This window comes from Halorussus gelatinilyticus (assembly GCF_023238445.1).
GTDB classification, from domain to species: Archaea; Halobacteriota; Halobacteria; order Halobacteriales; family Haladaptataceae; genus Halorussus; species Halorussus gelatinilyticus.
Genome location: NZ_CP096658.1, coordinates 461,319 through 473,785 on the forward strand (window position 1 = coordinate 461,319; position 12,467 = coordinate 473,785).

Below are 12,467 nucleotides of genomic sequence, written 5' to 3' on the forward strand. Positions count from 1 at the left end.
GACCGGCCGACGCGTTCGCTCGGCTCGACTCTCGTCGTACTAGTCTTTCGATGCTTCGAGCAACGCTTACCCCGCTTCCGGCCCTCTTCGAAGGCATGGACGAGCAGAAGCGATACGTCTGCGAGGCGTGCGGAGAGTCGTTCGACTCTCAAGAGGAACTCCGCAGGCACGTCTACGCCGTCGGACTGGTCGAGTAGGCCGTCCCGCGAGGACCGTCCGGCGAGTCGGGCCGGACGGTCCTCGCTCCACGCTCGGGGGAAACCACCGCCGAGCGGGGAGTCGTCTCCTCGGTCGTCGGCGAACGCCGAGAGCCACCGGTCGGGATAGCGACTGCTCCGAGCGGACGGTGACCGCTTCGGCCGGATAGCGACTGCTTCGGTCAGCCGGTCCCTGTTCCGACCAGCGACCCCGCCGTCAGTCGCTGGCCCGCGAGTCGGTCGCCTTCCGGTCGGCCCGCGACGGCGGCGGAATCTGGGCCTCGCTGGAGGTCGGACGGTCCGGGAGGAGACACCGGTCGGGTTCGCGGTTGACGTGGGCGAACTCCTCGGGGGCGTTCGCCAGCGCGTGCGCCGGATTCCGGCCGCTTTCGAGGACCGCGGCCCGGAGTTCGCCGAACCGGCAGACGCGCGCCCGAATTCCGCGCCAGTGGTGTTTGCCCGCAGGCGGAACGGAGAGTTCCCGCGGTGGCGTGTGGTCGGTCCGACGAGTCGCCAGCGCCGCGCTGTTGACGTTCGCCGCGAGGTCGTCGTGGTCCACGAGGACGCCGACCCGTGCGCCGACCGGCGCGCGGGCCGCCAGCACGTCGAGTCCGAGGTGGAGCGCCCGATACTCGGCCACGTTGTTGTCCGTGACCGACTCGTCGGGGACCGCGAGGCGAGCGACCCGCTCGCCGTCTCGCGTCTCGATGATAGCGCCCAGCCCGCCGTCGTCGCTCTGGAGGCTGTAGGAACCGTCCGTAGCGACGTAGAAATCGCGGTGATGCGTCCGCGGCGGATGCGCGATGTGCGGCGTGGGCGATTCGTCGAACAATGCCCGGAGTGGGGAGGAACGGCCGTGAACGGCCATATCACAACTATCGTTCGGGTGTAACTTAAACTTACGGCCGCAGACCACCGGACGGCAGAGTGAACCCCGAGAGCGGCGAATGGTGTGTGTCACCACAGCATATTTATGCGGCAGAAACTCTTGTAGTGGATATGGCGCACGACGAAGGTACGTCTCGACGTAAGTTTCTGACAGCCGCCGGTGCCGCAGCCGCGACCGCCTCGGTGGCGGGGTGTACGGGCGGCGGTGGGAGTCAAGAGACGACGACTACGACCACGGCGACGGACACGACGACGACCGAAGCCGACACGCAGACCGGAGCGGACACCAGCGAGGAGGGCGACCTGCCCGACGAGTTCCCGGTCACCATCACGCAGGGGCAGATGCCGACGACGCTCGACCCCCAGAACCACCGTTCGACGCCGACGGACAACGTCGTCCTGCACGCCTACGAGGGCCTGCTCGGGCGCGACCAGAAAGGGAAGGTCGTCCAGAAGCTGGCGACGAACTACGAGCGACAGGAGCCGGGCCGGGTTCGGTTCCAGATTCGGGAAGGCGTCACGTTCCACAACGGCGACCAACTCACGCCGGAGGACGTGGCGTTCAGCATCAACCGCATCGTCAAAAAGAACGTGAGCATCGCCAGCCCGCAGGCCGACCAACTCGCCGGCGTGACCGGCGCGAAGGTCGTAGACGGCCAGCGCGCGGTGGACGTGATGTCCGAGGGCATCAACCCCATCGTGTTCTCGTTGTTCGCCACGTACTGCGACATCATGCAGAAGTCGTGGGTGCAGGAGCGCTCGAAGTCCGAAATCGCCCAGCAGATGAACGGGACCGGCCCGTTCAAACTCGAGCAGTACCAGTCGGGCGTCCAGGTCGAGTTCTCGCGGTACGAGGACTACTGGCGGCGACCGCCCGCCATCACGACACTGACCTTCCGGGCGGCCAAGGAGTCCAGCACGCGGGTCAACCAACTGCTGGAGGGCGAGACCGACATCATCGTCAACGTTCCGCCCCAGTCCATCTCGCGGGTCCGGAACGCCGGGGCAGCTCGCATCAGCGCGGTGCCGAGTACCCGCATCATCTACAACGCGATGAAGTACAACGTCGAGCCGTTCTCTAGCCCGAAGTTCCGGCGCGCGATGAACTACGCCGTGGACCTCCAGAGCATCATCCAGAACGTCCTCTCCGGGTTCGCCGACCCGACCAGCCAGCCGACCCTCGAAGGGTTCTTCGGCTACAACCCGCAGGTCTCGGTGTACCCGCACAACAAGTCGAAAGCCGAGCAGTTGGTCGAGGAGAGCGGACACGCCGGAGCCTCCATCACGCTCCACACGCCGGTCGGTCGCTACCTGAAGGACGTGGAGATCGCCCAAGCGGTCGCCAACCAGATCGACCAGCTCTCGAACGTCTCGTGTTCGGTCAAACAGCGCGAGTTCGCCACGCTGGCGGGCGAACTCACCGACGGAAATATCGATACGGGCCCGGCCTTCTACCTCATCGGTTGGGGTAACGCGACGTTCGACGCGAGCCAGACAATCATCCCGCTGTTGACCAGCGACGGCGCGCTCACCTCCTACAGCAACGAGAAGGTGGACAACCTCATCGACCAAGCCCAGAGTACGGGCGACTCCCAGAAGCGTGACAACCTGCTCAGGCAGGCCAACCAGATACTCCACGACCAAGCGCCGTGGATATACCTGAACCGCCAGTACAGCGTCTACGGCGTCCGGAACCGGGTCGAGTGGCAGGCCCGGCGCGACGAGCGCATCGACGCCTACGCCATGGAGCCGGCAGAAGGCCAATAACACATCGACCAATGTTTTCGTCTCGATGGAGTGATGCTTGATGTCGATGGGGAGATTCCTGCTCAAGCGTAGCGTTCAGGGCGTGTTCGTGGTCTGGGGCGTCGTGACGGCGGTGTTCGCGTTGCGGTACGTCACGCCGGGCAACCCCATCACGTTCGTCGCGCCGCTGGACGCCAGCCAGCAGTTACGCGAGCAGATAGCCCAGGAGTTGGGGTTGAACAGACCGTTCTACGTCCAGTACTTCGACTACATCTTCAGTCTGGTGCAGGGCGACATGGGCTACTCGTACATCCAAGGCGTGGAAGCGAGTCAGCTCATCTTCGCTCGCCTCCCGGCCACCCTCGAACTGGCGGTCGCCGCGAGTATCGTCGCCGTGGTCATCTCGATTCCGCTCGGGGTCATCTCGGCCACCAGACGGCACGAACCGGCCGACTACGCCGCGACGAGTTTCTCGCTCGTCGGCATCTCGACGCCGAACTTCTGGCTCGGCATCATGCTCGTGCTGATTCTGTCGGTCCAGTTCGGCCTCTTTCCGACGAGTCGTCGGGCCGTCGGATTCTTGGAGAGCTTCGGAAACCTCGTCGTCCTCTCGTTCGACCCGCTCCGATTCGCGCTTCCGTTGAACGTCACCGAGTTCTTCCACGATATCGTGACGTGGCTCGCTCACATCACGCTCCCGGCGATTACCCTCGGAACCTACTTCACCGCGCTCATCACGCGGCTGACTCGGAGCGGAATGTTGGACGAACTTGGCAAGCCGTACGTTCGGTCGTCGCGCGCGAAGGGCCTGCCCGAGACGCTGGTCCGGTACAAGCACGCGCTCCGGAACACGTTGATTCCGGTCATCACCGTACTGGGCCTCCAACTCGGTACCCTCATCGGCGGCGCGGTCATCACCGAGGCCGTCTTCGCGTGGCCAGGACTCGGCACCCTGCTCATCAACGCCATCAACTCCCGCGACTGGCCGCTGATTCAGGGGTCGCTCATCGTCATCGGCACCGGATTCGTCGTCATCAACATCTTCGTGGACGCGCTGTACGCCTACATCAACCCGCAGGTGGTTCACTAATGGTCGGACCTATCGAGAGACTCGCGGACCTGTTCTGGAACGGACTGAAGCGGGGCGTCTCGCCCCGGACAGTCCGGAACCTCCGGAAGGAACTCCGCCAGAGCGCACTGGCGAAGATAGGCATCGTCGTCGTCGTCGCAATCGTGCTGGTCGCGGTGTTCGCGCCGCTCATCGCGCCGCACAACCCGACGAACCAGCACTTGGACAAGTCGCAACTCCCGCCGCTCGGGTTCAGCAAGACGACGACGCAGACGACCTCCCAGATGGTCAACGGTTCCATCGAGGTCGTCAACCAGACCGTCACGGTGTCGGCGACGCCGAAGTACCCGCTCGGCACCGACGCGCTCGGCAGGGGGATGCTCTCGCGGGTCATCTACGGCGCGCGGACCTCCCTGCTGGTCGGTCTCTTCGGAACGTTCATCGCCGCGACGGTCGGCGTCACCGTGGGACTGGTCGCGGGCTACTACGGCGGGAAGGTGGACGACGCGCTGATGCGGAGCGCCGACATCATGCTCGCGTTCCCGTCGCTGGTGTTGGCCGTCGCGCTGGTCGGCCTGTTCGGTCGGGCGGTGGTCAGAGTGCCCGACCCGCTCGTGAAGGCCGGTATCGCGCCGAACATGCCCGAGACGTTCGCGCTGCCGGGGACGGTCATCGTCGTCGTCGGACTCGTCAACTGGGTGTGGTTCGCGCGGGTCGCCCGTGGCGAGGCGCTCTCCATCGAAGGGCAGGAGTACGTCAAGGCCGCCCGCTCGGTGGGCGCGAACGACGGATTCATCCTTCGCAAGCACATCCTGCCCAACAGCGTGACACCGATTCTCGTGCTGGCGACCATCCAAATAGCGGCCATCATCCTGCTCGAATCCGCGCTGTCGTTCCTCGGCTTCTCGGGGACCAGCCTCTCGTGGGGCTTCGACATCGCGCAGGGGCGTGACTACCTCGCGTCGTCGTGGTGGATTTCGACGGTCCCCGGCGTCGCCATCGTGATGACGGTCATCGGCATCAATCTCGTCGGTGACTGGCTCCGCGACGCCTTGGACCCCGGTATCGAGGGCGAAGGAGGTGGCGTCTGATGGCCGAAGACCTCCTGCGCGTCCGGGACCTCTCGACCAGATTCTTCACCGAGGACGGACAGGTCAACGCGGTCGAGTCGGTGGACTTCGACGTGCGCGACGGCGAGGTCTTCGGCATCGTCGGCGAGTCGGGGTCGGGCAAGAGCGTGACCGCGCTCTCGGTCATCGACCTCGTGGAGTCGCCGGGCCGCATCACCAGCGGCGAGGTCTGGTATCGGAACGCGGACCTCGCCGAGGAAGTCCGAGACGACACGCCCGAGGCCGTGGACGGCGAGTTCGTGGACGTGCGCCGGGTGCCCGAGAACGTCCGGCGGTCGCTCCGCGGCCCGTCGTTCAGCACCATCTTCCAGGACCCGATGAGCAGTCTGAACCCCTCGCTGACCGTCGGCGAGCAGATAGCCGAGGCGGTCGAGGTCCAGCGCCGCGCGCGCTCGAACCCGCGTTCGACCCGCTCGCGCACGCAGGGATACGGCCTGACCGACCTGCTCAGTAGCGCGGTCCTGCCGTCGAAGAGCTACGTCAGCGACGAGAGCCGCGCCGAGGCCATCGACCTGCTCGAACAGGTCGGCATCCCCGACCCGGCCGAGCGCGCCGACGAGTACCCCCACGAGTTCTCGGGCGGAATGCTCCAGCGCGCGATGATAGCCCAAGCCCTCGCGGGCGAACCCGACGTGCTCATCGCCGACGAGCCGACCACCGCGCTCGACGTGACGATTCAGGCCCAGATTCTCGACCTCCTGCGCGACTTGCAGGACGAGACGGGGATGAGCATCATGATGATCACCCACAACCTCGGGGTCATCGCCCGGATGTGCGACCGCGTCGGCGTGATGTACGCCGGAGAGATCGTCGAGCGCGGCACGCTCGAAGACGTGTTCGACGACCCGGTTCATCCCTATACGCGAGGTCTACTCGGGTCGATTCCCGACCTGGACGACCCCGCACCCCGGCTCCAGCCCATCGAGGGCAACGTGCCGGACCTCTACGACGAGGAGATGGAAGACCGATGTTACTTCGCCGACCGCTGTCCGAAAGCCATGGAGGAGTGTCTGAACCACCCGCCGGAGTTCGAGGTTGGCGCGACTCCGGAGGAGTCACCAGAAGGAGGCGGTGGAACCGCCGACTCCGGTGAGCGGACCGGCGAACACACCGCGCGGTGCGTGCTCGCCCAGCACGAGTACGACCCGTCGCAGGCGCTCCCGAACGATTACTTCGAGAGCGGCGCGCGACGGAAATCGGAGTCAGAACCCGAAGAGGTGAGCGCGGATGACTGATCCGCTGGTTCGCGTCGAGGACCTCCGCAAGTACTACTTCGAGCAGGACAACCTCACCGACCGACTGCTCGGCAGGGAACCAGAGAGCGTCCAAGCCGTGGACGGCGTGAGCTTCGAGGTCCGCGAAGGCGAGACGCTCGGACTGGTCGGGGAGTCGGGATGCGGCAAGTCCACGACCGGCGAGACGCTGCTCAAACTCCGGGAGCCGACCGACGGCGCGATGTACTTCGACGGGGAGAACGTCTTCGAGATGGACGACCTGACCGAGTTCCGCGAGCGCGCGCAGGTCGTCTTCCAGGACCCGTTCTCCAGTCTCGACCCGCGGATGACCGCGGGCGAAATCGTCCGCGAACCGCTCGACGTTCACGGCATCGGCACCAAGGCCGAGCGCCGCGAGCGCGTCGCCGAACTGATGGAGCGAGTCGGCCTGTCGGCCGGACAGGTGGACCGCTACCCACACGAGTTCTCGGGCGGCCAGCGCCAGCGCATCGGCATCGCCCGCGCGCTGGCGCTCGAACCGGACTTCATCGTGTGCGACGAACCGGTGTCGGCGCTCGACGTGTCGGTGCAGGCCCAGATTCTCAACCTCTTGGAGGACCTCCAAGAGGAGTTCGGACTGACGTACCTGTTCATCGCTCACGACCTGAGCGTCGTCCGGCACATCTCCGACCGCGTGGCCGTGATGTACCTCGGCGAAATCGTGGAGGTCGGCCCAGTCGATGAGATATTCGAGAACCCCGGCCACCCCTACACCGAGGCGCTGCTGGAGAGCGTCCCGCGGGCCGACACCAGCGAACAGGGCCGACAGGTCGAGACGCTCTCGGGTGACGTGCCCTCGCCGCGCGACCCGCCGAGCGGTTGTCGGTTCCACACGCGCTGTCCCTACGCCCGCGAGGTCTGTGCGCGAAAGGACCCCGACGGCTACGAAGCGGGCGGGCCGGACCACCGAGCGGCCTGTTTCCGCCGGGTCGAGTCCCACGAGTACTGGGAGAGTCCGCCGCTCGAAACCGACGACGAACCCGCGACCGAGCAGACCGCCGACGACTGACGGCCGCTCCCCGTCGTTTTCGACGGTTCGACTGACCGGCCATGAATAGTCGGGCAGGGCGCTTATCTCTACGAGTGTAGTTGTCACGCTACGGAACGACGATTCGCGTCGCTCTCCGACACGGATTGCAACGACGGTCGGAGAGCGACGTCGAGCGGCGACGCGCCGCGCACGTTCCGACGTAGACATGAGTCAGGACCAAAACAGGGGGTCGGTTTCCCCACCGAACGTCTCCGAGAAGGACGTACTACCGATAGACAGCGAGAGCGAATCCCTCGACGCGATTCTCCGGGCACTCTCGGACCACCGACGGCGATGCATCTGTCACTACCTCGCCCAGAGCGACGAGGCGATGACGGTGGACGAACTCGCGGAGTTGCTGGCCGCCTCGATGACCGCGAAGACGCGCGCGGTCCTCACGTCGGCCGAGATAGAGAAGACCCGCGCCGAACTCCTCCAGATGCATCTCCCGAAACTGACCGAGGTCGGCATCGTCGCCCACGACGCGGACGAGGGCGTCGTGCGACTGGCCGACTCGCCCGGCGTCGAGGAGTGCCTGCGGGCGGCCACGAGCGTCGATTTACAGTAGCTGGGACTTTCTGCGTAGAGCCACTGGTCGGCGCGGCGCAGTCGCTACGCGCGGCGCAGTTCGGTTCGCGTTCGGCACCGTTATCCGTCCAGCGTTCCTTCTCGGAAGCATGGCAGACGACCTGACCGCGACCCTGCACACGACGCACGGCGACATCGAAGTCCGGCTGTTCGACGAGCGCGCCCCGCGGACCGTCGAGAACTTCGTCAAGCTGGCGGAACACGACCCGGCCGCGAACGACGACCCCGCGCCGGACACGACGACGTGGGAGGACCCCCAGTCCGGAGAGGTCCGGGGCGACTCGCTGTACAGCGACGTGCCCTTCCACCGAATCATCGGGGACTTCATGATTCAGGGCGGCGACCCGACCGGCACCGGCCGCGGCGGCCCCGGCTACGAGTTCGAAGACGAGTTCCACGACGAACTCCGCCACGACGACGCGGGTAAGCTCTCGATGGCCAACAGCGGTCCCGACACCAACGGCTCGCAGTTCTTCATCACCCTCGACGCCCAGCCGCATCTGGACGACCGCCACGCGGTCTTCGGCGAGGTCGTAGACGGCATGGACGTGGTCGAGGAGATCGGCTCGGTCCCGACCGACCACAACGACAGCCCGAACGAGGACGTGACGCTCGAACGCGTCGAGATTCACGACTAACCGCCTTTTCCGCCCCGGCTATCCTCGCGCACCCGGCGCTCCGGGTGGCGCTCGGCGCAAAAATGCGGCTGGAAAAGAGGACGCTCGCTTCGCTCGCGTCCCCTCCCGTGTACTCGCCGTCGATTGTTGGTTGGCTCAGCCCTCTCGGGGTAGTCGGACTGGCAGTTACGAGGTGAGAGGTCGGCGAACGCGACTCCGACGACGCTGCTGACTGACTCGCCAGTTATCTGCCCGTAACTGCGCGAAACGTCCGGGCCGAGTTCGTCCCGGCTTCGGACGTAAACCTTCGGCGACGAGATGCGTTCTGCGGTCTTCAGGCTAACCACCGCCCGCGACGCCGCCCGAATTTTCTCTCGCGAGCGAAAAATCACCCACCACGGACTTCCGTACCGAAACCCACTTCGGTCCGAACGGTCAATTCTCTCCTGCGCGAGGGTTGCCGAGCGGCCAAAGGCGGCGGGCTTAAGACCCGCTCTCGTAGGAGTCCATGGGTTCGAATCCCATCCCTCGCATACGACCTTTTTATTGCGAGCACAGCCGTCGTCGGCGACTACGCTCGATAAAAAGCTCGACCAAAAAGCACTGCGCTCCTCCCGTTGGTCGTCGCTTGGCCCGCTCGCTCACTCCCTACGCTCGCGGCTTCGCCGCTCGCAATTCGCGGCGCTTCGCGCCGCGCTATCGGTCGTTCGCTCGCGGTGAACTGCTAGTACGCAAACAGATGTTCGGTTGGCGCGTGAGGAGGTAGAGCAATACAGAGGTTTCTATGGAAGGTAAAAGTACACCTCTTATAACGACAAACCTGTCTCTAGAGAGTCGAAACCCCCATTTTCCCGAATCCACTACTCAAAGCTAATGACCGACGAGTCCGTCGAACGCGCGTTCCGAGAGCATCCCGACTTCGAACAGACCGACGACGGCGAGTTCGAGACGCCACAGAAACCGTTTCCGGGGGTCGTCACCGTGGCCGACGTGCCGGGAGACGGCGCGACGGCCGGCGACGACGAGCGCGAGTATCGTCTCGAAGTCCGAACGCCGACGCTCGACGCCGCGGTCGAGGGCGAGGAGGTCGCCGAAGTCGTAGAGGACGGCTGGTTCGAGACGCTGGAACTCCGACTGGACGACGCCCACACCGTCGCCAACGCCGAGGCTTCGCCGCCAGACGTCGAGCGCGAGGGCGAAGAGGTCGTCGTGACCACCGCGTTGGCGTCGGCCGACCCCGAGCGGGCCGCCGAGGACGCGCTGGCGATAGTCGAGTACGTCGAGGGAACGTGGGTCCAAGGCATCATCCCCGGCTACGACTACCGAGAGCCGGCCGCGAGCCTGCGCGAGAGCGCGAGACAGAATTACGACGAAGGTGGCGGGCCGGGCGGTGCGGGCGGGCCGAGCGATGCCGGCGGTTCGGGGAGTGCCGGCGGACCGGGCGGGCGGCCGCGCTGAGGTCGGTCAGTCCATCGCGATGTACGTCTGGGTGTCCTCGACGCCGTTGACGCCCTGAATCCCGTCGGCCGCGATCTCCTTGACGTTCGCAGTCGAGTCCACGTCGAGTTTCGCGATGATGTCCACGTCGCCCGCGACGATGTGGGCGTCTACCACGCCGTCGAGGTCTAAGATAGCGCTCTTGAGTCGGTCCGCCTCGCCCGTGTTCGCCTTGACCATGACGTACGCTGTAACCATGTCAGTTCCCTCCGGTCATTGCTTGCGCGCTCGCTCTGCTGGCGTCGCCGACCAGAATCTGTCGCACGTCCTCCAACACGTCGAAGTCCGCGAGGACGGCGAGTCGGTCCCCGGCCTCCATCGAGTCGTCGGCGAGCGGGATGTCCATCGGTTCGTCGGCCTTCCCGAACGCCAGGATGCGGGAGTCGGCCGGGAGCGAGAGTTCGCTGATGGAGTAGCCTTTCACCGGCGATTCGTCGGTGATGGTGAGTTCGACCACCTGTAGGCTCTGGGCGATGTCGGCGATTGCGCGGATGTTGCCACCCAGCAGGGCGTTCTTCGCGCCGATAGCGCCCAGTCGCTCGGGGTAGACCACCTCGTCCACGTCGCTGGCGAACTTCCGGTAGATGTCCTCGCGGTAGTCCTCGTCGATGCGCAGGACCGTCCGACAGCCGTAGTGCTTACCGACCATGCACGCCGCGAAGTTGACGTTGAGGTCGCCCGTCAGCGCGCCGAGCGCGTCGGCGGATTCGAGGTCGGCCTCCTCCAAAATTTCCTCGCGGCCGCCGTCGCCGTCGACGACCTCGAAACCGTCGTTGCGGGCGCGCTCGACCTTGTTGGCGTCGCGCTCGACCAGCGTGACCTCGTGGCCCTCCTCCCGCAGGACGCGGGCCGTCCGGAGACCTACCCGACCCGAGCCTATGATAACGAATCGCATGGTACTCCGTACGCGACACTGCTTGAATAACTTTTCTCCCCCAAACGCTTTTCTTCTGTGGTACTGAATCACACAGCACGATGGTTCACGCCTTTGTCATGGTGAAAACCGCCGCCGGGCGCTCAGAGGACGTGCTGGCGGCGGTCCGCGAACTGGACCGCATCTCCGAGGCCCACGTCGTCGCAGGCGAGTTCGACGTCATCGCGGAGGCCGAGGCCGACGAGGTGTACGACGTACTCCAGACCGCCTCGTCCGACATCTCGGGGATGGACGGCGTCGCGGACACGAAGACGTACATGGCGCTCGACTGACCCGGTCGGTCTCAGCTTCTCGGCAGTCGGCGGTGAACTCCCGTCAGTGGTCCAGTTCCTGCACGTCGTTCTCGGCGAGGAACGAGTCGAGCCACGCCTTCTGCTCGCGGAGGTTCGGGGGTAGGTTCTCGTACACCCGGTCGAACACGTCGTGGGGGTCGCCGGGTTCGACCGACTCGGCGCGCTCGACCGCCTCGTCGAGTTGTTCGTCGGCCTCCGCTCGGACCTCCTCGACGAACTCGTCGTCCAGCACGCCCTGCTCGCGCAGGTACTCCTCGTAGCGGTCGAGCGGGTCGGCGGTCCGCCAGTCGGGCAACTCCTCGGCAGCGTCCTCGTACTGGCTCGGGTCGTCGCTGGTCGTGTGTGCGCCCTGCCGGTAGGTCAGACTCTCGACGAGGACCGGCTCGCCTTCCCGCGCGGAGTTCAGCGACTCGGCGACAGTCTCCCGGACCGCGAGCGGGTCGTTGCCGTCCACCTGCACGCCCTCGAAGCCGTACGCTCCGGCCTTCTGCGCGATGGTGTCGCTGGCGGTCTGGCGGTGTCGCGGCAGGCTAATCGCCCACTCGTTGTTCTCGCAGAAGAAGACGGTCGGCGCGTCGAAGACGCCCGCGAAGTTGAGTCCCTCGTGGAAGTCGCCCTCGCTGGTCGCGCCGTCGCCGAAGTAACAGAGGACGGCCGGGTTCCGAGCGTCGCCGCCGTCGGCCGCCGCGCCCTCGGCCTCGGCTTGCTCGGCTCCGGTCTCGCCCTTCACGGCTCGCTCGTAGTTCATCGCCATCCCGACGCCCGCGGCGTGGGGAATCTGGGTGGCGATGGGGACCGCCTGCGGGAAGTTCGGCACGTCGTGGCCCGAGTCGTACTCGGGCATCCCGCGCCGGAAGAGGAGAATGTCGCTCATCGGCACGTCGCGGGCTATCTGCATCGCGTTCGACCGGTAGGTCGGGAAGAGCCAGTCGTCGTCGGCCATCGCCATCGCGGCCCCGACCTGCGACCCCTCCTGCCCGCGGTAGGGCGGCCAACTGCTCATCCAGCCTCTGCGCTGGAGCGCCAGCGCTCGCTCGTCGAACGCCCGCGCCCGGACCAGCTCTCGGTAGGTCTCCCGCGCCTGTTCGGGCGAGAACGGCGTCTCCGAGAGGTCTCGCTCGCCGATGATGCGGTTCATGCGCCGCGGTTCGTGCGCCCCTCGCATAGTGGTTCCGGAACCGGGCGACCCACTCCCGGAACCGAA

14 protein-coding genes and 1 tRNA gene are annotated in these 12,467 nt (G+C 66.0%); 11 read left to right on the top strand and 4 right to left on the bottom strand.

What is annotated here, in order from left to right; all coding sequences use genetic code 11:
* The first annotated feature begins 95 nt into the window (after window positions 1–95).
* Window positions 96–197, top strand: coding sequence for a C2H2-type zinc finger protein (locus M0R88_RS02395; RefSeq protein WP_248655367.1), 102 nt, complete (start codon window positions 96–98; stop codon window positions 195–197).
* Between the two features lie 217 nt (window positions 198–414).
* Here the strand turns inward: M0R88_RS02395 and M0R88_RS02400 are convergent, their stop codons facing one another.
* Entirely contained in the window at window positions 415–1,065 is a 651-nt protein-coding gene (locus M0R88_RS02400) for a reverse transcriptase-like protein (protein ID WP_248655368.1), read from the bottom strand.
* Between the two features lie 131 nt (window positions 1,066–1,196).
* On the opposite strand from M0R88_RS02400, the gene M0R88_RS02405 reads away from it, so the two are divergent.
* The 9 genes from M0R88_RS02405 (at window position 1,197) to M0R88_RS02445 (ending at window position 9,997) form a co-directional block, all read left to right on the top strand.
* On the top strand, window positions 1,197–2,852 hold the full coding sequence (locus tag M0R88_RS02405; protein WP_248655369.1) for an ABC transporter substrate-binding protein: 1,656 nt from the start codon (window positions 1,197–1,199) through the stop codon (window positions 2,850–2,852).
* Between the two features lie 40 nt (window positions 2,853–2,892).
* Window positions 2,893–3,921 (top strand): ABC transporter permease, encoded by a 1,029-nt coding sequence (locus M0R88_RS02410; protein ID WP_248655370.1) that lies wholly within the window; start codon window positions 2,893–2,895, stop codon window positions 3,919–3,921.
* Window positions 3,921–4,991 carry an ABC transporter permease gene (locus M0R88_RS02415; RefSeq protein WP_248655371.1) on the top strand — a complete coding sequence of 357 codons (1,071 nt, stop codon included), beginning with the start codon at window positions 3,921–3,923 and terminating at the stop codon, window positions 4,989–4,991. The genes M0R88_RS02410 and M0R88_RS02415 overlap by 1 nt, the downstream gene beginning before the upstream one ends.
* On the top strand, window positions 4,991–6,265 hold the full coding sequence (locus M0R88_RS02420) for an ABC transporter ATP-binding protein (protein ID WP_248655372.1): 1,275 nt from the start codon (window positions 4,991–4,993) through the stop codon (window positions 6,263–6,265). The genes M0R88_RS02415 and M0R88_RS02420 overlap by 1 nt, the downstream gene beginning before the upstream one ends.
* On the top strand, window positions 6,258–7,313 hold the full coding sequence (locus M0R88_RS02425; RefSeq protein ID WP_248655373.1) for an ABC transporter ATP-binding protein: 1,056 nt from the start codon (window positions 6,258–6,260) through the stop codon (window positions 7,311–7,313). Before M0R88_RS02420 ends, M0R88_RS02425 begins: the two co-directional genes overlap by 8 nt.
* A gap of 187 nt (window positions 7,314–7,500) precedes the next feature.
* Window positions 7,501–7,902, top strand: a complete 402-nt coding sequence (locus tag M0R88_RS02430; RefSeq protein ID WP_248655374.1) for a DUF7344 domain-containing protein — start codon at window positions 7,501–7,503, stop codon at window positions 7,900–7,902.
* A gap of 109 nt (window positions 7,903–8,011) precedes the next feature.
* The gene (locus M0R88_RS02435; RefSeq protein ID WP_248655375.1) at window positions 8,012–8,560 is read left to right on the top strand and encodes a peptidylprolyl isomerase; all 549 of its coding nucleotides are present in this window, start codon (window positions 8,012–8,014) and stop codon (window positions 8,558–8,560) included.
* A 429-nt stretch (window positions 8,561–8,989) separates the two neighbouring features.
* Window positions 8,990–9,072, top strand: a tRNA-Leu gene (locus tag M0R88_RS02440).
* 340 nt (window positions 9,073–9,412) lie between these two features.
* Window positions 9,413–9,997 (top strand): DUF5813 family protein, encoded by a 585-nt coding sequence (locus tag M0R88_RS02445; RefSeq protein ID WP_248655376.1) that lies wholly within the window; start codon window positions 9,413–9,415, stop codon window positions 9,995–9,997.
* Window positions 9,998–10,003: 6 nt separating this feature from the next.
* On the opposite strand, the gene M0R88_RS02450 is transcribed toward M0R88_RS02445, so the two are convergent.
* Together M0R88_RS02450 and M0R88_RS02455 are read right to left on the bottom strand one after the other, a co-directional pair.
* Window positions 10,004–10,234: an Lrp/AsnC family transcriptional regulator gene (locus M0R88_RS02450; protein ID WP_248655377.1), complete on the bottom strand. Its 231-nt coding sequence runs from the start codon at window positions 10,232–10,234 to the stop codon at window positions 10,004–10,006.
* Window position 10,235: 1 nt separating this feature from the next.
* Window positions 10,236–10,931: a potassium channel family protein gene (locus M0R88_RS02455; protein ID WP_248655378.1), complete on the bottom strand. Its 696-nt coding sequence runs from the start codon at window positions 10,929–10,931 to the stop codon at window positions 10,236–10,238.
* An 80-nt stretch (window positions 10,932–11,011) separates the two neighbouring features.
* Between M0R88_RS02455 and M0R88_RS02460 the strand changes: the two genes are divergently transcribed.
* Window positions 11,012–11,242, top strand: a complete 231-nt coding sequence (locus tag M0R88_RS02460) for an Lrp/AsnC family transcriptional regulator (protein WP_248655379.1) — start codon at window positions 11,012–11,014, stop codon at window positions 11,240–11,242.
* Window positions 11,243–11,285: 43 nt separating this feature from the next.
* Here M0R88_RS02460 and M0R88_RS02465 read toward each other — a convergent pair whose 3' ends face one another.
* A complete protein-coding gene (locus M0R88_RS02465) occupies window positions 11,286–12,401 on the bottom strand; it encodes a thiamine pyrophosphate-dependent enzyme (protein WP_248655380.1) in 1,116 nt (371 codons plus the stop codon).
* Between the last annotated feature and the right edge of the window lie 66 nt (window positions 12,402–12,467).